This window comes from endosymbiont GvMRE of Glomus versiforme, from assembly GCF_003546845.1.
The window spans coordinates 495396-515696 of the sequence record NZ_NWVA01000002.1; the positions used below are offsets into that span (position 1 = coordinate 495396).

Below are 20301 nucleotides of genomic sequence, written 5' to 3' on the forward strand. Positions count from 1 at the left end.
ATAAAAAAGTCAATAAATAGTAGTAGTAGTAGTAGTAGTAGTAGTAAAAAATAATAATAACATGGTAGATGACCGAGAAAAAGAACGAAAACTAGAATTAGCAAATAAAAAACTTGAATTAGAATTAGGCGACATAAATCTTCGACTTTTAAGAAATGTAGGCAAAATAATTTCTTTAAAGTGAAACAGAGACTTATGAAATGAAGCCAAAACAAAATTTAAAAGCATTGAAGAAGAGGATATTTCTAATGAATGTAAAGAACAAGCAGCAAAAATCTTTGATACTTTTATTATAATTAACAAAGTTTATATCAATGAAATAGGGGAAGGCAAATTTGCTTGCACTAATGAAGATTTAAATTCATTGGAAGAGAACTGTAAAGAGGTTTTAGAAAATATTGATGCGGTAAATAAATATTACCCGCAGATTATTAGTGATAGTAAATGCTCCGAAACCAAAGAAGGTATAAAAATTGCTTGGGAATTAATCCCCGTAGCCAGAAAATTTGCTAACATCAAAGACAAATTAGAACAATTTAACGACAAAACCACTACTTGGCAAGATGTTGAAAGTTTATATAATGAAGCAGACTCTATTTCGGGGTCTACTCAATTGCAAAGCAAATTCGCTGAAAATCAAAAAATGTGGTTTTTTGGTGACATTACTTTGTCAGTTTTGAGTTTTGTTAAAGAAGTGAACGAAGGAAAAGACCTTCCATCCCATCTTTTTCCTTCCACTATCCAAGAATTAAACTTTTTACAAAAAATCGCCGACGAGTTTCCCAATCTTCTTAATTGAGCCGAAAAAGTATATAGTTCCGACGAGATAGAAAATAAAAGTGCCAAAATTAAAGAAATGAAAGAAGCCAACGAACAATTAAAATCTTTCGTCCAAGAACAAAGAAAAAAACTCGGTGGTACTTCTAACAGGCCAGCAAACAACCCTCAAAACTCCCAAGATAAAAAGAAAATCCAAGATTTACAAAGTGAAATCAACTCTCTTAACCAAAAACTTGCTGAATTACAAAGTCAAATTGAAAGTTTATCAGAAAAACAAAATACAAATTCAGCCAACAGCACTGATGAACAACAAATTCAACAGCAAATAACCGGTTTACAAAAGAAAAAAGAGGATACTCAAATTGAATTAGACCAAAAAAAAAATCACCAAAAGCAATTAAAAAATAAAACTAATTCTTCTAATTCGCAAAGCAATAGTCAAACAACTAATAATCAAAACAATAAATTTAATTGGCTATATGTAGTAATTCCTGGTGGAATATTGTTGGTAATTTGTGGAATAGTTATTGCTTATTTGATGGGTAAGAAGAATAAAGAAAGACATTAAATTCTTTTTTAAAGTTGGCAAAATGAGAGGATAAGAGGTAAAATAAAGATTTTATTTCATGGTTATAATATTAACTTTTATTGGTTTTGTTAAAAACTTAAATATAACTATTGTTAACAACATGTTCTTATGTTGTTTAAGGTAAGTTTAAAAGTTTTATATATGAACCAAAAAGAAAAATCATTTAAAGAATACTTAAAAGAAATTGAAGACCCCAAGAATAATCGAGAAGTCAATTACGCTCTGCCCGAAAACCCCACGGTTTTACAAGTTGCCAAGTTTGAAATTTGTCAAGAAATATTGGGCTATAAATCAAAGAATAATTTAACTCGCGAGCAAGTAGCCGAAAAGATGGGAATAAGTAAAGCCGAAACCGAGGATATTCTTTTTTGCCACATTGAGGAATTTACTCTGGATAGACTGGTAGAATATGCGAGCAAATTGTTAGACCCAGTTCAAGTAAAAGTAATTTTAGAACCTAAATTAGTTCATGCCAAAGCCATTTAGATTAGTTGATAAGCATTTTAGCCCAAAAGATAATGAATGACAACGAACTTATGGATTAAGACTTACTTTTAACAAAAGTGAAATAATTGCGATTACTATTACCGACCACTACCAACAAAAATCCGATCGAGAATGGATTACGAATGAATTAGTTTTAGAAATATTAGAGAAATTGAACGGATGAGGATTGGAGTCTACCAAGTACCGTGGCAAAAGAAAAGTTTATAAATGAGAGATAACTTATCACAACCAAAGATATCGTCTTTGATTCTGGTTCAAAGATGGAACTAATAACCATTTATGAATTAGAAATATTCACCCTATCGATTAAGTATGACATAGCATTCTCAGCCAAAAAGGAAAAGTAGGAAAATCCGTCAAATTAGTGGACAAAAATTATTAACTTTAAAATAATTATTTATATGGCGATAGACAGAGATTGAAAAAATTTTAAGTGTGAAGACTGTGGTTGTGATATTAAGGACACTAAATATAAATACATTTTTCTAGGTTACCACATTAATGATAGTAAGCATAAAAAAGTCTGCTTTAATTGTTTTTTAAAGAACCCGGAATACGGTAATTTATATCATCAAGTAGTCATTGTGGAGTTTGATTCTAATCCTCCTCATCAGGTTATCAGAGAAGAAAATATTAAGCAGTATAGTGGTGGCAATCAAAAAGTGCCAGAAGAAAAACCAAAACCTGTTAATAATAACAATGGCATAAGTAAGGGTGAGTGAATTTTAATTATAGGAGAGATTTTAATTATCAGTTTAATTTTAATTGGCTTATTTTATTATTGTAAAGAAAAGAAAACAAAAATAAATGCCGGCACCACTAGAAAATAAAAAAATTGATTTAAGAGATTTTGAAAAAACTTGAATGGTCGATTTTTTGCTTTTATTAATAAAAAATATTCGTTCCTTTCGGCAAAAACAAGATATTAAAAATCAAGTTGAAGTTTATGGTGAATTAACCCAAGAATGAAAAGAGAAAATGGATGATTCATTTGATTTTAATCAATTTTTAATTCCCTTAGCAAAAAGTAAAATTAACTTTAACTTGCCTGAAACCAAAGAAAAAGAATTATTTTATATTATTGACCTTAAACCCTTTGGGATTTTAAAAATTCGCAGACAAAAAACTGATTTAAAAAAAGAACTTCAAGAAAAATTAAGTTATTTTCAAGCCGAATATGAACGAGCCCAAAGTTTATTAAATAATGAAAAATTTGTTAAAAAGGCTCCTGCTGATTTAGTAGAAAAAGAAAAAAAGAAATTAGTTTATTTTGCCGAGCAAAAGAAAAAAGTTTTAGAACAATTGGAGCAAAAAAAGTAAAATTTGTTTGTAGTAAACTAATAAATTCATGCCAAAAAAGAATAAAAAAAGTTAAAAATCACAAAAGTGATAAGAAAATTATTTTATAAAAACTTGCTGTAAAATTAAATTTATATCATGATTAATGCTCAAAAATGGTTAGACAAAGTTATTCCTAATAATCAGCAAATTAATGTTAAAAAATTACATATTATAACCAAAAACAATCAAAATATTTTAAAAGGCAAGTTAGATTTGTCAACTTTTCCTAATTTAAAAAAACTAACTATTGAAAACCAATCTATTACTCGTTTGGATTTAACTCATTGTTTAGATTTGGAAGAAGTTCATGCCGATAATAATTTATTAGAAAAAGTGGTTTGACCTATTCGGGCTCCAAAATTAGAGAGAATTTATTTAACTAATAATAACTTTAAAGCTCGTGATTTAAGACAATTCATTCGTTTTCGTCACTTAAAGGTTTTATTTTTGGGGACTGATGATTCAGAAAGAATAAATCGAGGTATCTATAATCGTTGAAATGGTTCTTTGTGTCCTTTACGATTTCTTACTAAATTAGAGGAATTAGATATCAATGCTACTGATATTAACAGTGGTTTAGAATATTTACCCACCAAGAAATTATTTGCCTTTAGTTTTGGTAATTTTGGACGAGTAGGATCAGGAGTAGACAAATTAAAAGAGACCTTGGCAAAGTTTGTAAGTCTCGATGAGGGAAAGACAATGGAAGATTGGGCTGCCGAGGAAACTTATGTTGTTGACTTTAATGATTATCTCGACAAAATTGAAACTATTCGCAGTTGAAAAAGATTACAAAGGAGAGAAAAACAACAACTTCAAGCTCAAATTCAAGTTAATAATCCTTGATCATCAAAGAGAAATTAATAGTTAGAAACTAATATCGTCACGAATGAGAACAACAAAAAAAACAAAGTTAATTGCTTATTTAGCCAAGGGTATTTTTGTCGTGTTGAAACAATTAACTTAATTTTTCTCTTAATAGAGTTAAAAAATAAATATGACTGATTGAACTGACATTCATCAAGATTTTACGAAAGAACTAAAAAAGAAGTGAAAAGAACTCCGCTTTAATCGCTATCAAGTCCAAGAATGAATTGAAAATGCTTGTTTAGAACCTGCCGATGCTGAATTTGCTTTTTGATTAAAAAATAACAAGGATTATACTCCTGATGAAATAGACTCTGATGAGATAGAAGAATTAAGAGATAGTTATAATAATGGCAAATTAGGAAGCGAGATTAATAGCGTTTTGCTTCAAGCAAAAACTAAACAAAAAGAAAAAGATTGAAAAAACATTAACTCTAACTTTACGCCTGAACTAATTCAGAAATGAAAGGATAATGGTTTTACTTATGAGGAGTGTACTGACTGAATAAATATTCATGCTCCTAATGACCAAAATCAAGCCATCCAAGAACCTGAGTTTTATGCTTACTTGCGAGATGAAATAAAGTTAAAGCCAGAAGAAGTATTAAGTGATAATAGTGCTGATTTAGTTGATTTAAGAGAACATTTTAGAGAATATGAGCAAAGAGAGTTAGAAGCAAAAATTGAACTTTTTCCTAAGCAAGGATAAAAAAATTAGTGATTTGTATGAAAATTATCATCAACTTATAAGTCCAACTTGCTGAAAATTCAAAAAAAGTAGAAGTTCGTACGGAGAATTTTGTTCAGCAAGTTTTATTATACATTATTATAATGTATAAAATCAAAGAGCAAGGACAACTTTAAGTATTACTGAAAGAATGCGGGAGTTGTTATTGTCAAATGTTCCACAATAGTGGTTATGATTTCTGCCTCGACTGTTTAAATTGTGATAGTTTGGGTTGCGGTAATTATAATCCTAATTCTGGTAATTGCTGTGCTTGCTATGGAAAAAAGAACAAGACTAAATTAGAGAGAGAGAGAGAGAGAGAGAGAATATCACTTACTCAAAAAAGCGACTACATTGAGAACAAATGAAACAACGAGTTGAAGACATGATCGATAAAATTAAAGACCACGAAGATACTGATGATATGCGAACTGCTAAACAAATTGAGGATGCTCGTCGATGAACTAAACAAGAGAAAGACAGAATAGTAAGAGATTTAACCGAAAAAGAATTAAAAGATTTATTGATAATTAAAAAAAACACATAAAATCAAATCAAAGTAATGAATAGAAATCGAGAAAACCAAAAGTGTCCAAAAACTAACTGCTGAGGTAAAATAGTCGAGAAAGAAGTTTATCATGATGTATCTCCTTTTGATGCTTATAACGAAACCACTTATTCTATTTCTGTCTGCAATAATAGTGATTGTGGAAGTCGTAGTGATAAATGTTTTTGAGTCACTGTGAGAGATATTCAAGAGGATGGGGTTTTAGTAGGAACACCTAAACATGTTTGAAAAGAGTCAATTAGCCCTGAAACATTAGCAAAGAATTTAGTAGATTTCGTGATTTGATTACTAAAAGTTTGAAATTAATGGCAACTGAAATCAAAAAAACTAGACAAAAATAAACGAATAATCAATGACAGAAAAAATAAATTTATGAATGAGCAACTAACCGAAAAGAAAAAAATAATTAATTGTCTTTATTCTCACTTTAAAGATAATACCCAGAAATTAAAAATCGTTTGTGACTGAGATGAAGTAATTCAACCCCACGAGCCTTATGCTTTATGGTTAACTCCTTTAAATGAAAAACAAAAAAAAGAAGGTTATGTTGATGAGAAAATTGACTTTTCTAAATATTTTGAAGTCTTTTGAGCCAGAAAAGAAGAACCTTGAATTAATTATTCTCCTTATGGTTCTCGCTTAATATTAGATGAAGACACCGAAAAATTAAATCAGCAACAAGAAATCAAAAACTCTCCTGACTTCTACCAACAAGCCCCTTTCTTAACCATTGCCAAAGAGCTATTAAAACTGATAAAAGAAAACAAAGTGAAAAAACTTGTCTTTTTATCTGCTTATGATAGAAAGAAGTTTCCCAACGGAGACCCGCGAAAACACCAAATATTTAAAGAAACTTTTGGTAGGTTCACCAATTGCTCTCTTGAATTGATTGGTTTTGATAGTGAAGGAAAAGGAGCCAATAAAGCCGACTGAATAAAAGAAAATGCTGCTGATTTTGATATTGTAATTGATGATAACCCGAATATTTGTAAAAGTATAGTTGAAAGTAGCAATGCTTCCCAAAGTATTCCAAATATTATTGTTTGTGCCCCTCATTATCTGGCCGTAGAAAACCAACATCACAAGAAAGTATTGTTAATTAAAACTAGCATTAGTGATTTGAAGAAAGAGGATTTTGTTGCTAATAAAGGGAGAGAAAAAACTTGCCGAAAAAGATAGTTTTTTATCAGATTGTTGCCAAGCAATAATAAAGGAATATCATGTTTTGAGCAATAAAGATATAATTCAAGCCAATTTTTTTTGTGAAAAATGTGGAAAATATATCAAAATTTATCCTAACCGAGAAAAAGCGAAAGAAATGGATGAGCGACAAAAAGAAAAAGCGTTGGTTGATTTTTGAAGAAGTGAACTAAAAAAAAGGGGTTATCATGTTATTGAGGATAAAGAATATAGTCATCACAACGAAGTTCTTTTAAGGGAACTCCAAAGCGAATTAGCCGATGGATATATTGAAATCCTTGGAGAAGTAAAAGATGATAAAGCAATTATTTATTTTCAATCCATTGGTTGTTGTGAAGATGTTGATAAAGAAGAATGAAAACCAATTAAACTTCCTTTAATTCAATTGCCCGCTGATAAAAAAGATATTAAATATTTTGATTACTTTCCGTTCAGTTGAAAATACCTAACTTGAGGTCAAGACAAAGAAGCAGAAAAGGGAACGCTTAAAAGCATTTGGGAAGACAGAAACAAGCCTTCACTTTTAGGAACTGATTTTCCCAAAGCCAAAACTGAACTAATGGAAGAATTGAAAAACAAAGGATTTCAATGAGAAGGTGGAGAAAAAAAAGACAACTATATAAAAGCAATTTGTCCTCGCTGTGGCTGAACTTATAATTGTGAATTAACTGAAAAGTATCTAAAAGTTGAAGAACAAAAAGAAATGGCAAAAGCAGTAAAAAAACACGAGTGTTAAAAAGGATTTTTATTAAAATAATAATATGAAATGCAGCGGAGACACTAGCATAATAAAGGACGAACAAATTGCTTATATCAGCATGGAAAAAGCCAGCAAAATCAGGATATTTCACCTAAAAAATGGCGATGAAGTGATTGACAGTAATCTTAATGATTTTTGAAAAGATAAAAGCAGCAAAAGAGAAAAATGAACTGAAACCAATCAAGAAGAGTGAGCCAAGAGAGCAAGAAAATAAGGCAAAAGCAAAGAAAAATAGTTAAAAAGGCTAAAAGAAACCAATATAATCAGCAAAATGATTTAATTGAGAATAAATTTATCCAATCTAACCAAAAAATTATAGAATTAGAAACTGAAATTAATAATTTAAAAAAAATTTTAGGATTAGTAAGCGAAGTGGTTAAAGAACAAGTAGGAAAAATAAATGATTTGACACAAAAAACTGAATTGCTAAGTGAAAAGTTATTAACTTGAAAAGAAAAAGAGAATTCTAAGCAAATATTAAACTTGGATAATAAAGAAAAATTTACTACTCTTAACCAAAAGTTTGAAGAAATTATTAAGAAAGGTGGAGAAAAAAGTGTTCTAAATCTAAAAAGAGTATTAGAAAAAGAAAAACAAAGAAGCAGAGAAGAAGAAAATACCTTGGAAAGAATTAGCGAACCAAAGGATTATTCAAATGAAGGACAAGAATTAAATAAACCTCGGAATGATAATAGAGAAAAGACAAAAGCTATTCAATGCTTTAAATGTAAATTTTTTAGACCGAAATTATCTGATATAGACTATCCCATGCTAAGTGAAATTAGGCAACAAAGTGATAGTTATTGGTGAAATAATCAGTGAACCGAAAACCAAGACTACTGCGAGCCTTGCTATTATGGCAAAATCAAAGAACTAAAAACTTAATAATGAGCGAAGAGTGATATCTCACAGCCGAGCGTGCGTGAGGGAGTGTAAATAGTTAATGTAAACAAAAAACCAAAAGCATTATTAAACAAGACTAGTCATTTAAAAAAAATAAGTAAAATACTTATATGTTAAAGTTAGATATTAAATATGATAATGGGGAAACCCGACACATTACAAACGATTTGAATATGGAGCAGTTAAAATCACTAGTAGGGTATATTGAAAATGGAACTGGGGCTTTGGCTCATTTCACAGAAATTAAAATAACTAATAATAAAATAAAGAGTTAACAAGATATTTGCGCGTATACGAGAGCCTTTAAACTTTTTCATGATTTCAGTCTATACTTATATTTTATGGTATACCAAAAAAATCTATATATAACTTTCCCATAAACTATATATAGAAAAGAAAGTAATTGCTTTGGCTTGAATATAGCAAATAACTAATATGGAAAAGATAGAAAAATGTGATAAATGTCGCAAGAACTTTGCTCGTAAGTTTGTTGTTTGCTAAAAACAATTATATTATGCCTAAACTTAAACCTAGTGAAAAGAAAGGAATTTATTCCGATCTTTCTCAAAATGGATTTCCTAAACCTAAAAAAGCCCACTGTTTTCAATGCCAGAAAGAGATTTGAATTAAGTTTGTTTTACCTCGGCAAGAATACAGTCAAAAAAATGATTGAGTTTATTGAACTGGAGAACGCGGAAAGAAAAAGATTTGCGATCCTTGCCTCCTAGAATTTTATCACAATAAGCCACTTTACTGAAACACAGTAAAGAACCTCAAAAAGCGACAACAAATTCGCACTTACATCTACCACGGAATTATTGCAGCTTAGAGTTTTTTTAAAAAATGTAGTTGTAATTAAGTGATAAACTCAAAGCAATTCAAGCAAACTTTATCCACAATGCGTGTTTTTCTCTTAAACTCCTCTATCTCCTTAAAAGTTAAATCACAGCCTAGAAACTCCCTGTTAGTTTCCTGACAAACCTCTAAAACAATGAAACTACCAGCACAAGGGTCAAGAATTAAGTCTCCTTGGTTGGTGGTGGCAACAATTAAGGCTTTAATTAGTTCTCTTGGTTTTTGATGAGGATGCTTTCTCTGACTAGTGGGCAAACTGTTTTCACTTCACACATTTCCAAAGCTTCTATTTCTAAACAATTTGCTATTAGTAGGCTGCTTTTGGAGTAAAAAAGCAAACTCTGCTTGGCTTCTTAATCAGGAACCCATGCCTAAGGTGTTTTGCTTATATCACACTAGCAAATCAACTATTTTTAACTGAGATGCTTGGAGTAATCAACTTAAAACTCTATCAGTTCCTAAGATGGTTTTGTTTACTCACAACAGACAAAAGCCACTGGTTTTAATACTCGGCTGATTCTGAAAGCAATTGAGTTATTTGGTAGTCAGATTGGAAATGTAAAGGGTAATCTAACTTTAAAACAGTGCTAACTTTCTCGTATTGAGGGTCTAAAAACACTAACTTAGTGCTACTTTCCGGCAAAGAAGTCAATAACTCTAAGGCTTCTCCTGGCTGTTTGGTGTTAAATTGATAATTACTCTCTCTCTCTCTCTCTCTCTCTCTGGAAATGAAACATATTGATTTTATTTTTAGGAGAAAGTAGTCTGAAAATAAAGGATTTTTTGGTGGTATACTAAAATACTATATTATGGAAAGTAATAGAGACTGAAGAGAAATACATCCTGATTTTAATGAATATTACCAAAATCTTTGAAAAGAACATGGTTTTGATTACCAAACCTCCCAAAAATGAAAAGAAGTTTTAAAAGAAAAATTTGAAGTTAAAGATTTTGCTTTTTATGCTTGACTTAGAGATGAAGAACACTTGATTAGTCAAAAAACTGAACAACAAAATAACGACAGAAGTCTAGAAAGTATTATTGATGATAATATTGCCATTTTTAAAGAAAATGCTTTAAAAGAACATAAACCAAAGATAATCAAAATAAGAAACAGTGATTTCAATGTTGAAGGAAAAAAGGTAATAGGAATTGATTGCAATAGTGATTGTCATTTTGATATCCAAGGAAGTAATATAAAAGTTAAAGCCGATGAAGAAGCAATAGGAATTAGGGTAAGTGGGGGTGTTGTTACAATTAGAAACAACAAAGTAAGCGTTAAAGCAGGACAATCTAATAATGAAAAAAACCAACTAGAGTCAAAAGAAGTTAATCAAACAACCTTTTATAATGATTTATGAATAAATTTATTAAATGACAAGAAATTACTAGAAGAAAATAAACTGGTTCTTGAGCAAATAGCACAAAACAATCAAGTTAATTGAATTAATACTCATCTTTCCTTTACTCCTCAGTTAATCAAAACTTGGCAAAGTTATGGTTTCACTTTTGAGCAGACCAGAGATTGAATTAATATTCATGCTCCTAGTGACCAAGAACAAGCTATTCAGGAACCAGAATTTTATGCTTATTTAAGAGATGAGTGACAATTATCTCCTGAACAAGTATTAAATGATAATAATATTAGATTAGAGGATTTAAGAAAACAATTTAGGGAATACCAACAGAGTCAGCAATTACAGGCTCAAATCATCCAACCCACTTACGGAACCCCTGGCTCTAGCAAAGGAGGAAATAATTAATCATGAACATAAGCACTGAAATAACCCTAATTTGAAACACACACACACACACACACACACTAGTAGCATATCTCTCGAAAGGAGGCAACCATGAATAAAAAAGCCTGCGTTAACTGCCAAAAACAATCCTCAATTTGGCACTATATCTACGACCCTGATACTAAAAAAATTGAACTCTCCTTAGCCGACACTGAACCCCAAGGAAACCAACTAGTCTTTTGCAGTAAAGATTGCTATGAAGAAAAATTCTTTCCGGAAAAGAAAAAAGAGCAACATAAACTTTCCCATTGTGCCGTTTGTGATAAGAAATCAGCAGTTTACCACTACATTTGAGACAAACGCACCAAAGTCTTAGAAGAAAGCATGAGTAATGCCACTAATCCTGATCATCAATGAGTATTCTGTACCGAAAAACATTTTAAACAGTGAGAAAGCCAAAGGAAACAAGAAGCCGAAAAAGAATTAAACTTAACTTGAAATAAACTAAACTCAGAAAAAGGAAATTTAGAAGTTCCTAACTTTCCTACTTTAGAAGAATTGCGACAAAAGCAAGAAAAAGAAGAACTAGAGAGTTATATTAAGCAAATCTTACAAGAAATTCAGCAAGTTAAACAGAAAGCCAATGTTTCCTCTAAAACAAGCAATATTGATAACAAAAACGATAAATCTTTCTTTGAAAAGAATAAAGTGCTTGTTATCATAGGAGGAATAGGGATTTTGGCTTTAATTGGAGGCTTAGTTTTTTGGATAGTAAAGTTGAAAAAGGGCAAAGAGAACTAAATTTAAGGCAAAGGTTTCATGACTTGGTTAATTTTCTCTAACAACCCATCTAATCTCTGACCAAATAAACGAGTTTTTCGGGTTAAAAGCTCAAGATAAAGTTCCACATTCCTTAACTGCAACTGTATTCTTTCTTCAGTATTAGCTAATTTTCTTTCTATCAAATCACATCTTTCACATCTAGTCATTATAAGTTTTCTCCTAATTTTTGAAATTCTTTTAATAGTTTCTCTAAAACTTTTTCATTTTCCGTGTTTTCTTTGCTTATTTCTTTCGTTCTCTCAACCAATCTCTTTACCTTTTCTTTAATCCTTTGAAACTCTTCTCTCCTCTGTCTTAATTCTTTCCTTAATTGCTCTATCATAATTAATTAAAAAAATTGGGATCACTAATACTCTTAATCTTGGCTTCCAAAGCTGCTTTGCTATAAGAGCCACTACCTAAGCACTTATTAATTAGAGTAGTCAACTCTTTCGCATTTCAGTAATAAAACTTGGTTCCGGTAGTCATGCTTACTTTCTCGCCACTTTCTCCACCGCTCATTACTTTGGAATTAAAGATATTTAGCCTCATTTCTGGGTGTTGGTTAAATAAACTTCGCACACTTGGTAAAGCCGAACCACTAGGGGTGGTATGTCTGATATTAGTACAACTTGCAATCTCATCATCATCCAAATAATACTCATAAACAGCAGCAAAAGCCTTCTTGTGAACTTCTCCTGCTGCCATCTTCTGCTCTCGGGCTTTGCTGGTAGTTTCACCCAATTTTGCCGAAGCTTCTTTTTCTTCGGCAATTTTGCTTTGCATTTCTTGGTAAGCAGTCTCATCTAAATTAGCTTCTTTTCGTAAGTGTTCGATTTGAGTATCTTTTTCTTGTTTTTCTTTCTCTAATTCTTGCTCTTTAAGCATTAAGTCTCTTTCATTTTTGCGTTTTAATTCCAAGATTTCTCTTTCTAATTGGGCTTTTCTTTCTTGGCATTCTTTTTCAATTCTTTGGCGAGATTCTTGGTCTTCTAAGGCAATTTGGGCTAATTGTTTTTGCATTTCTTCTTCAATTAATCGGGCTCGAGTTGCTAATCTTTCTTGCTCTTGCTGATTTTCTTTTTCTAAGCGGTCAATTTCCGCTCGTTTTCTTTGCTCGGCTAATTCAGCCTCTTTTTGCTTGATAGCCAGGGCTTCTTCAGCCATTTTTTTCTTAGTTTCAATTTGTTCGGCTTGGGAAGTTAAGCGTTTTTCTTCTTGTTCTTTTAATTCTTTTTGACGGGCTTCAAAGGCTTGTTGACGAGCTTTTAGTTCTTGTTCTTCTAACTCTCTTTCCCTTTGGCGACGTTCTTCTTCAGATTTTAATTTTTGTTGTTTAGTGTCTAGGTTTTGCTCACGACGGTTGAATTCAAGGTTATCAAGTTTTTTGCGGGCTTCTTCGCGGGATTGTTTTTTCTTTTGCCTTTCGGTTTCTTCTTGGCTTAGGTTAGAAAATAAGTCATCATAACGAGAACCAGTGGCAGAAGATTGCGATTGCTGAGAAGTTTGTTCTTGCTCAGCATCAGTTTCTTTTCAAGTAGTTTGCGAGGAGCTATAAGACGGTAAGTGAGAAATGCTGGCTTGAATTTTGTCCTCTACATACTTGGCTAAACTAGGTACTAATTCTTCTAAATTTACTTGTTTTTCTTCTATTTCTTGACCTATTTCGCCACGCTTGGCTAACTCTTCACGGTTTTTAGTTCATTGGGCTTGAAGCTTTTCCGCTTGGAAAGTTAGATAATTTTCTCAGATTTCCTGTAATCAGGAGTGTTCCGATAAGAATTGTTTTCAGTCTAGTTGCTCGGCATTAGGAGGATTGTTTTGTTGATACTCCTCAAATTGCTCTTTTAAGTCTTCAAGGATAATGGTTTCATCGTTTAAAACTTGTTCTGGGGCTAACTCAATGTTATCTCTTAAATAAGCATAAAAAGCTGGCTCTTGAATAGCTTGATTTTGGTCAGTAGGAGAATGAATATTTATTCAGTCTTGGCATTGTTCATAAGTGAAGTCATAGCTAATCCATTCTTTTACTAACTTTTGGGTGAAATTGAGGCTGATATTCTTTCATTTTTCTCAGTTAGTATTAATTTCAGGATTAATATTTCCCCACGCAAAGGTTAAAAGGTCAAAAAAATCATACTTTTTGAATGATTTAAAACCATGGGCAGATAAAAGATTGCTGTGGTCTTGGTCGATTGCTCCTAATGATACTCAATTTTTTTCTTGGCTTTCAATTCCTCGGGTAATTTTTCCTTCATCTTGGTAAATAATTCTTTCCCGGTAAATAGGTAGTTCAAGTTCAACTATTTCTTTGGGGTTATTTTGGGCAAATTCTAAAAGGGAAGGTAGTAAACTTTTGCGAACTTCTTGCATTCTTTTCCTAGTCTCTTCTTTTTCGGCTTCTTGTTGTTCTTTAAATAATTTCTTTTGTTCTTTTTCTAAAATTTGCTGTTTTAAGGCTTGATAAGGGTTTTTGATGGTTCCAAATTGGGTGTTTAAATCAGGAAGAATTTGTTGCTGATTAAAGAAACTAAGACTTTCATATTTAAGCTTAAGTGCTTGGATATTTCTAAGTAAGTTGGTTGAATGCTTATACTCTTTGCGTAAAGGAGCTAGAGTTTTCAGGATATTCTCGTTTTGAGCAGAGAGTTTAACTTTTGACTTAGCAAGATTTTGCTTTTCTTCTTCACTAAGTTTAATCTTCTCTAAGCCTATTCTTAGTAAGGTTTGTCGGTGTTCTTCAGTAGTCTTTCAGTTAGAAGCATTAAAGAGAGTTATTCCTAAATTTTCTAGTTTGCTTTGCTGCTCAGTGCTTAGGGAAAGAGCAGTGACAAAGAATCTTAAAGTGTTTTCTTTTTCTTCATGAGTTAAATCAAAGTTTTGTTGTTCAGTAAGGAATTGCTGACGAGTATTAGCCAAAACTTGCTTATCTTCCAGGGATTTTAAGCCCAAGGCTTCTAAGCCGGCATTAAGCAGTTTAAGTTTTTGTTTAGTGGTTAGTTTAGGGAAAGTTTGACGTAATTCTAGTTCATGATTTTTAATTTTTTTATTTTGGAGAGTAATGGCAAGAATTTGCTCTTCGTTTAAATATAGTTTGCTTAAGATTTTACTTTCTTCGTTGGTGAGTTTAATCTCCTCAATAACTTTAAGCAAATTATCCTTTTGGGTGCTAGGAAGAATTGATTTAAACCAAGTTTTTATTCGTTCAAATTCAGTTTGGAAACCAGGAAAGTGTTCTTCTAAACCTTCGGTGTTGATAGCTGCTGAACTAATTGAAGCTTGGTGAATTCCTTCTAAAGTTTGCTGGACTTGGGCTTGTTGCTCGGCTAATTCTTGTGCTACTTGCTCTTGTTCTTGGGCGATTTGTTCTTGTTGTTGGACGTATTCGGCTTGTTGTTTTTCTTCTTTGATGGTTTGGACGGCTTGGAACAGCTCTTGACGAAGTTGAGTGGTTTGTTCTAAGGGTTTATCTTGAATTTTCTCTTCTCAGTTATAAAGTTTAGCGGGAAGTTCTTTTTCCGCAATTTGGTTTTTGGTTAGTTCTTTTTTTATTTCTAGTTGGGCGACTTTCTTTTGAGCAGTTTCTTGCTTTTGATTGATTTGGTGTTTTTTTCACTGAGTATAGCCTCAAATAGCCAGAATTATGGCATTGTATCCAACCATAGCGGGTCATTTATGTTCGGGTTTTTCTACGCAGTTATAAGTTAAGACATTACCCATGATATAGCCTATTATGAGGACATATTTATCTCATAAATCAACATATTGCATTAAAGTGTCTTTGTGATAGTAAGCGATTGCTAAGCAGATGTTTAGGATAACTAAACCAGGCAAGCCATTTCTTTTGTAGACAATGTATTCGAGCAAGAAGATAATTAAATAGAGCATAAACAAAGTCATTTGGTTTTGCGTAGCCGCAGCGGCTTCTTCTAATTCTTTTACTTCTTGCTCAGCTTCGGCTTGTTCTTGAGCTTCTTCCGCTTGTTCGTCCGGAGGTGATTCTTCACTTTCTTTTTGTTCTTCAAGCACTTGCTCTTGGGCTTGACTGATTTGTTGTCATTGTTGTTCTAAGATTTCTTGCTGTAGTTGAGCAGCTTCGGCTTGTTGTTGCTCAATTTCTTCTTGGAGTTCTTGTTTAGATTGAGAGGAAGCAGAAGCTGAGCTTTGTTGCTGGACTTCTTGGATTTCTTTTTGTAGTTCCTCGATTTGTTTTTCTTTTTGAGCAGTTTGTTGCTGTTGCTGATTAAGTTGCTCTTGTTTTTGCTCTAATTGCTTTTGAAGTTTATCTACTTTCTCTTGACTTTCTGCTTGGGCTTGCTTGGTGGCTTTTCTTTGTTTAGCCGTAAAAGCTTCAGCGGCTGCTTCTTTGGCTTTTTCTAGTTTTTTATTTTCTCTGGTCAGGGCTGATTTGAGTTGAGTGACTTCTTTTTGAGAGGTTGCTTGTTGTTTTTGCTGGCGAGTAAGTTGAGCTTTAGTTTTGGCTCGGGCAGTGCGGAGTTCTTTTTCTTTTTGTTCGTTTAGTTGCGTAGGGTCTTGATCCTCGTTTTCAGTATCAGAGGCTTCTGATTGCTCTTGTTCTAGAGGAGTAAGATTTTCGTTTACTTGGGCTTGGATTTCTTTGATTTGGGAGAGAATTTGGCTTTTAGCACTTTCTACTTGCTCTTTAAGAACTTGGTTGGTTTGGTCAGTTTCTGGGGCAGTTTGTTCTTGATTAGTTTGCGAAGGAATGGCAGTTTCTTCTTTTCGGCGGTCGGGGGTAGTTAAAGGAGCTGATTCATGTTCGTTTTTAATGCGAATATCTCAGCCTCATTCTCGTAATTCTTCTTCGGTGTATTCCTGGGCTCAACGAGAGTTAGGATTTAAGGGCATTCCTTCCGGTCGAGGCATTTCTTTAACTTTTCCTTCTTTAACGCCAACTTTTCACTCTCTTTCAGCTGGTTTTTCGGGGATTAGTTTTTTAGTTTCTTGAAGGATGTTTAATTGGGCTAATAGTTTGGTTTCTTCGGCTTTGAGTTGGAGAGATTTTTGGATTTTAGCGAAGGCTAGTTTTTCTTTACTGAAATCAGTTAGTTGTTGGGCTTTTATTAAGTTGTCTAAGCGTTCATTAGCTCGCTGAGCTTCTTGCTTAGCTTCTTTGGTTTCTTGCTTGTTTTTTTGCGTTTGTTCTTCTAAGTTTTTAATTCGCTTGCGTTCTTTTTGGAGGTTTTCGGTAAGTTGATTGACATCACGAGTGGCTTTGCGAGCCATAGATAAAGCTTCTTCGGCTTGTTCTTCAATGTCAAAAATAGTGTTTTCTAGGTTATCCATGCGGCGGTTAGTTTCTTCAGCAATTTCACCCATTTGCTCGGCTACTAAGTCTAGTTTGCGAGTTTGTTGGTGGATAAGTTCAAATTGTTCTTCGACATCGTCAGTTAATTCTTGGAATTCAACGTTTAAGCGTTTTTGGTCGTGGCGAATGTTTTCTACTTCTTCTTCGTATTCTTCTAAGATTTCTTGGGTTTGGTTAATTTTAGTGTTGATTAGATTATTGGCTCGCTCGAATTCGTCGCGAGTTTCTTCTATTTCCATTTGAATTTTAGTTTCTTGGATTTTTAATTGATGAGTGAATTCTTCTTGAGTATTCTCTATTTCTTGGTGGACTTCTTCTAGTTTGCGGTCGGTTTTAGTTTGGTAGCGTTGGAAATCTTCTTTAAGTTCTTCTTGTTCTTCTTTTAAGTTATTTAGTTGAATTTTATTGACTTTGATTTTATCGCGAAGTTCATTATCTATGGCTTCTCTTTCTAATTTTTCTTCTAGGATATCACGGGCATTTTTGGTGATTTTTACTTCAGCGGAATCTACTCTTTCATTAACTTCTTCGAATTGTTGGTTTACTTCGGCTTTGAATTCGGAGTGAGCTTGGGAGAGGTTGTTGAGAGAAGATTCTAAGCGTTGTCCTTGGGATTTAAGGTTGCCGATTTCTTCGCCTTGGGAAGAAAGTTTGCCTTCTAATTCGGATTTGGTGGATTGGAGTTTACCTTCAAGTTTATTGAAGCCATCATCCATGGCTTTGCCTTGGGCATCTACTTTTTCGTTGACATCGGCTATTCCTTTTTGTGCTTTTCCTGCTTTTAAATGCAAACTAGAAATAGCCAAATCATTGCAAGTATCTTTAACTCTATCAATTACACTAGAAGAAATTGAAAAAAGAGCATCAACACCTGTTAAAATTCCTTTAACTATTGAGCCAACAACAGGAAAATTATTCAAAAACTTTGTAAATCTTTTAGTTTTCTTAATGAATTTAGCAGTTTTGCCCGCTCATTTTGTTATTTCTTCAGCTATACCAAGGATTTCATTTGGAGTTATTCTTCCTGCTTTAATTCCATCTATAAAATAATCAACATCTACTCCTTTAAAGCCAATTGCTCCTACAGCACTATTAAATCCTTCAATAGCACCACGAGCAATTTTTTCTGTTAAGCCTTGCTTTTTTTCAAGTTGTTCTAATTCTACTTCTGTTATAGGTTTTTCGTTGTTATTTGTCATATTGTTTTAGTTTATTTATTTGATTTTGTTTATGTTATTTAGTGTAGCAAGTGGGCTAGTTAGTGCTAATTTGAGGACTTATTTAGTTAAAATTATTTATTATGGTTAGTGAAGATATAAGTAATTTGAAGCAAGAGAGAGAGAGAGAGAGAGTAGGAAAAAAGATGATTGAGTTAATGAAACTCAGAGAAAAAAGGAAAACTAAAGAAAAAGAAAGTAAAGAAACAGGCAAAATGAGATGAAGCTCATTTGGAACATCTATAAGTTGTGTATTTTTTTGATGGTTGTGTAAATTCATGCTTGAAGAGTTTTCCAAGAATCAAGAATGAGCCTGATTAGAAAAACTTATAAAGTTTTGTTATTATACTTTCATTATAGTCGGAATATTAGCAATAATTATTAGTATTTACCTCATATTCTTTGGTTATCCAAAAATCTGCGAAGAAGTAAAACAACTCAAAGCCAAAGAAAAACAACTCGAACAGGAAATAGCAAAGCAATAAAGGAAAGGGCTAAATAAGGGCAGGAATATAGATTATTTTAACCATCTCTATCAAACTTCTCTACTCGAAAACAATCCATAATGCCAAGAATGTGAGGGCTATTGTCATCTAAACATCAGATTAGTTTATAGGCTTTATTGCCATTGTATAGAGGCACATAGTAATAATAAGTATACTGATAATTTCTTTCGCCATCTTCGTCTACTTCTTCACCATCTAACTGAGGAACCAATACTTTTCTGATTAAGTCGTCGGTGATTAACTTTTTGGCTAATTGCTTGGGAGTTAGTTTGATGCCTTTTCTTTTTAAAGCAACCAAGTATTCTCGGTTATGTTTCTCATAATAAGGGCTAATTTCTAGTTTAGTTAGGTGTTGTTCATTAAGAACTAAATCACACTCATATTTTCTTAAATTAGTGGGCTTCTTGGGCGGTTTCTTGATTTTCATAAGAATTTCTTAATTCAAAAGGAGCATGTAAACTTTCAGCATAAGTTATTAGTTCATCCAAAGTAAGTTTATCAATATGACTATATAGGATATATTCAGCTCGGTAGATGCTTAATCCTAATTGTTTGGCAATATCTTTGGTAGTTAAGTCATTTTGTCGTTTATAACGTAAAATGCTTTTACAAAGCTTATATTTAGCTTTATCTAGTTCAGTAGCCCAAGGAGTTAAACCAATATTAGTCCTCCTATCACTTCTTTGGGCTCTTTTTACTACTCGCTCAAATTCTTCCTTGGGAGGAAAAACAAATCTTTTAGAGCTATTTTTATTTATTGGCATAATACATTAATTTTAAGGCGGAGGGATTATAATTGGGTTAAGTTTATCTAATAAATTGTTTAATTTGTGCCTGACAAAGTAATTTAGTTTATTCTTTAATTTCACAAGAGCAGCTTGGAATGCTTCCAAAATCTGTTTTTCTTGTTGAATCTTACTGGCTAAATTAGCATTAGTGATAACATTTTCACAACTACACTTGAAAAGAATGCTTCGAAGTGATTGGTTTTCTTGTTCAAATTTGTCGGCTTTTTCTTTAAGTTCATTGATTTTTTGTTTAACTCTATCCATATTTCTTTAATCTACCTCCTCAATAATAGGACAATCTCCTTCATCGTCATCATCCTCTCGAGAAAAATTAGTATCCCTTTTAACCAAAGTAAAACTAGGAATATTATCAAGCGGAGCATCTCTTAATATTTGTTGTGCTTTTTCCCAATTTACAACTCTATACTTAACTTCATTAGTTTCCCTTACATCTTTCAATACTTCTTCAAAACTAACTTCATGTGGGATGACAATATTTCCTCTATAAGAAACACCAGCCTCATAAATTCTAGCTAATTGGGACTGATGGTTTTCTTTAATTGTTTGGACTTTATTTTTGCAGGAACTTCACTCATTTCAAGCTTGTTCTCTAAGCATTATAAATTTCCTCCTAGTTCTCTAAATTCTTTCAATAGTTTCTCTAAAACTTTTTCATTCTCACTATTTTCCTTACTGACTTCTTTTGTCTGCTCGCCCAACTGTTTCACTTTCTCCTTAATTCTCTGAAACTCTTCTTTTCTTAGGTTTAATTCTTGTTTTAATTTCTGTAATTCAATCAT

At 32.4% G+C, this 20301-nt stretch carries 28 protein-coding genes; 18 read left to right on the forward strand and 10 right to left on the reverse strand.

Annotation, left to right across the window (positions count from 1 at the left end):
• Window positions 1–61 precede the first annotated feature (61 nt).
• From GvMRE_RS06175 to GvMRE_RS06240, 15 genes are all read left to right on the forward strand, one after another.
• Window positions 62–1348: a coiled-coil domain-containing protein gene (locus GvMRE_RS06175; RefSeq protein ID WP_147410369.1), complete on the forward strand. Its 1287-nt coding sequence runs from the start codon at window positions 62–64 to the stop codon at window positions 1346–1348.
• Between the two features lie 162 nt (window positions 1349–1510).
• Window positions 1511–1855, forward strand: a complete 345-nt coding sequence (locus GvMRE_RS06180; protein WP_147410370.1) for a hypothetical protein — start codon at window positions 1511–1513, stop codon at window positions 1853–1855.
• Window positions 1839–2186: a hypothetical protein gene (locus GvMRE_RS06185; protein WP_147410371.1), complete on the forward strand. Its 348-nt coding sequence runs from the start codon at window positions 1839–1841 to the stop codon at window positions 2184–2186. The genes GvMRE_RS06180 and GvMRE_RS06185 overlap by 17 nt, the downstream gene beginning before the upstream one ends.
• Before the next feature lie 91 nt (window positions 2187–2277).
• Window positions 2278–2706 (forward strand): hypothetical protein, encoded by a 429-nt coding sequence (locus GvMRE_RS06190; RefSeq protein WP_147410372.1) that lies wholly within the window; start codon window positions 2278–2280, stop codon window positions 2704–2706.
• A complete protein-coding gene (locus tag GvMRE_RS06195) occupies window positions 2684–3196 on the forward strand; it encodes a hypothetical protein (RefSeq protein WP_147410373.1) in 513 nt (170 codons plus the stop codon). The genes GvMRE_RS06190 and GvMRE_RS06195 overlap by 23 nt, the downstream gene beginning before the upstream one ends.
• 117 nt (window positions 3197–3313) lie before the next feature.
• Window positions 3314–4081 (forward strand): hypothetical protein, encoded by a 768-nt coding sequence (locus GvMRE_RS06200; RefSeq protein ID WP_147410374.1) that lies wholly within the window; start codon window positions 3314–3316, stop codon window positions 4079–4081.
• A 133-nt stretch (window positions 4082–4214) separates the two neighbouring features.
• Window positions 4215–4793, forward strand: coding sequence for a hypothetical protein (locus tag GvMRE_RS06205; protein ID WP_147410375.1), 579 nt, complete (start codon window positions 4215–4217; stop codon window positions 4791–4793).
• A gap of 382 nt (window positions 4794–5175) precedes the next feature.
• Complete coding sequence (locus tag GvMRE_RS06210; RefSeq protein WP_147410376.1) at window positions 5176–5358, forward strand: hypothetical protein; 183 nt, start codon at window positions 5176–5178, stop codon at window positions 5356–5358.
• A gap of 15 nt (window positions 5359–5373) precedes the next feature.
• Window positions 5374–5685, forward strand: a complete 312-nt coding sequence (locus GvMRE_RS06215) for a hypothetical protein (protein ID WP_147410377.1) — start codon at window positions 5374–5376, stop codon at window positions 5683–5685.
• A gap of 66 nt (window positions 5686–5751) precedes the next feature.
• Entirely contained in the window at window positions 5752–6558 is an 807-nt protein-coding gene (locus tag GvMRE_RS06220; protein WP_147410378.1) for a hypothetical protein, read from the forward strand.
• Window positions 6494–7315: a hypothetical protein gene (locus GvMRE_RS06225; protein WP_147410379.1), complete on the forward strand. Its 822-nt coding sequence runs from the start codon at window positions 6494–6496 to the stop codon at window positions 7313–7315. Before GvMRE_RS06220 ends, GvMRE_RS06225 begins: the two co-directional genes overlap by 65 nt.
• A 25-nt stretch (window positions 7316–7340) precedes the next feature.
• Window positions 7341–7553: a hypothetical protein gene (locus GvMRE_RS06230; protein WP_147410380.1), complete on the forward strand. Its 213-nt coding sequence runs from the start codon at window positions 7341–7343 to the stop codon at window positions 7551–7553.
• Window positions 7505–8224, forward strand: a complete 720-nt coding sequence (locus GvMRE_RS06235) for a hypothetical protein (RefSeq protein ID WP_147410381.1) — start codon at window positions 7505–7507, stop codon at window positions 8222–8224. The genes GvMRE_RS06230 and GvMRE_RS06235 overlap by 49 nt, the downstream gene beginning before the upstream one ends.
• Before the next feature lie 128 nt (window positions 8225–8352).
• Window positions 8353–8517: a hypothetical protein gene (locus tag GvMRE_RS13605; RefSeq protein WP_172575291.1), complete on the forward strand. Its 165-nt coding sequence runs from the start codon at window positions 8353–8355 to the stop codon at window positions 8515–8517.
• 239 nt (window positions 8518–8756) lie between these two features.
• On the forward strand, window positions 8757–9071 hold the full coding sequence (locus tag GvMRE_RS06240; protein WP_147410382.1) for a hypothetical protein: 315 nt from the start codon (window positions 8757–8759) through the stop codon (window positions 9069–9071).
• 26 nt (window positions 9072–9097) lie between these two features.
• On the opposite strand, the gene GvMRE_RS06245 is transcribed toward GvMRE_RS06240, so the two are convergent.
• Entirely contained in the window at window positions 9098–9580 is a 483-nt protein-coding gene (locus GvMRE_RS06245; protein WP_147410383.1) for a DNA methyltransferase, read from the reverse strand.
• Window positions 9581–9599: 19 nt separating this feature from the next.
• Window positions 9600–9749: a hypothetical protein gene (locus GvMRE_RS13610; RefSeq protein ID WP_172575292.1), complete on the reverse strand. Its 150-nt coding sequence runs from the start codon at window positions 9747–9749 to the stop codon at window positions 9600–9602.
• 157 nt (window positions 9750–9906) lie between these two features.
• Between GvMRE_RS13610 and GvMRE_RS06250 the strand changes: the two genes are divergently transcribed.
• Window positions 9907–10860, forward strand: coding sequence for a hypothetical protein (locus tag GvMRE_RS06250; protein ID WP_147410384.1), 954 nt, complete (start codon window positions 9907–9909; stop codon window positions 10858–10860).
• 90 nt (window positions 10861–10950) lie between these two features.
• Window positions 10951–11640 carry a hypothetical protein gene (locus GvMRE_RS06255; protein WP_147410385.1) on the forward strand — a complete coding sequence of 230 codons (690 nt, stop codon included), beginning with the start codon at window positions 10951–10953 and terminating at the stop codon, window positions 11638–11640.
• Window positions 11641–11642: 2 nt separating this feature from the next.
• On the opposite strand, the gene GvMRE_RS06260 is transcribed toward GvMRE_RS06255, so the two are convergent.
• The 3 genes from GvMRE_RS06260 to GvMRE_RS06265 are packed head-to-tail and all read right to left on the reverse strand — an operon-like array spanning window position 11643 to window position 18189.
• Window positions 11643–11828 (reverse strand): hypothetical protein, encoded by a 186-nt coding sequence (locus tag GvMRE_RS06260; protein ID WP_147410386.1) that lies wholly within the window; start codon window positions 11826–11828, stop codon window positions 11643–11645.
• Window positions 11828–12004: a hypothetical protein gene (locus GvMRE_RS13615; protein WP_172575293.1), complete on the reverse strand. Its 177-nt coding sequence runs from the start codon at window positions 12002–12004 to the stop codon at window positions 11828–11830. The genes GvMRE_RS06260 and GvMRE_RS13615 overlap by 1 nt, the downstream gene beginning before the upstream one ends.
• Window positions 12005–12006: 2 nt before the next feature.
• Window positions 12007–18189, reverse strand: a complete 6183-nt coding sequence (locus tag GvMRE_RS06265) for an LPP leucine zipper domain-containing protein (RefSeq protein WP_147410387.1) — start codon at window positions 18187–18189, stop codon at window positions 12007–12009.
• Window positions 18190–18290: 101 nt separating this feature from the next.
• On the opposite strand from GvMRE_RS06265, the gene GvMRE_RS06270 reads away from it, so the two are divergent.
• Window positions 18291–18692, forward strand: coding sequence for a hypothetical protein (locus GvMRE_RS06270; RefSeq protein ID WP_147410388.1), 402 nt, complete (start codon window positions 18291–18293; stop codon window positions 18690–18692).
• A 37-nt stretch (window positions 18693–18729) separates the two neighbouring features.
• Here the strand turns inward: GvMRE_RS06270 and GvMRE_RS06275 are convergent, their stop codons facing one another.
• Genes GvMRE_RS06275 through GvMRE_RS06295 form a run of 5 tightly spaced genes read right to left on the reverse strand, consistent with a single transcriptional unit; the run spans window position 18730 to window position 20301 of the window.
• A complete protein-coding gene (locus GvMRE_RS06275; protein WP_147410389.1) occupies window positions 18730–19140 on the reverse strand; it encodes a hypothetical protein in 411 nt (136 codons plus the stop codon).
• On the reverse strand, window positions 19106–19477 hold the full coding sequence (locus GvMRE_RS06280) for a hypothetical protein (protein WP_147410390.1): 372 nt from the start codon (window positions 19475–19477) through the stop codon (window positions 19106–19108). The genes GvMRE_RS06275 and GvMRE_RS06280 overlap by 35 nt, the downstream gene beginning before the upstream one ends.
• Window positions 19478–19489: 12 nt before the next feature.
• On the reverse strand, window positions 19490–19765 hold the full coding sequence (locus GvMRE_RS06285; RefSeq protein WP_147410391.1) for a hypothetical protein: 276 nt from the start codon (window positions 19763–19765) through the stop codon (window positions 19490–19492).
• Between the two features lie 6 nt (window positions 19766–19771).
• Window positions 19772–20119: a hypothetical protein gene (locus GvMRE_RS06290; protein WP_147410392.1), complete on the reverse strand. Its 348-nt coding sequence runs from the start codon at window positions 20117–20119 to the stop codon at window positions 19772–19774.
• Window positions 20119–20301, reverse strand: a complete 183-nt coding sequence (locus tag GvMRE_RS06295; RefSeq protein ID WP_147410393.1) for a hypothetical protein — start codon at window positions 20299–20301, stop codon at window positions 20119–20121. Before GvMRE_RS06295 ends, GvMRE_RS06290 begins: the two co-directional genes overlap by 1 nt.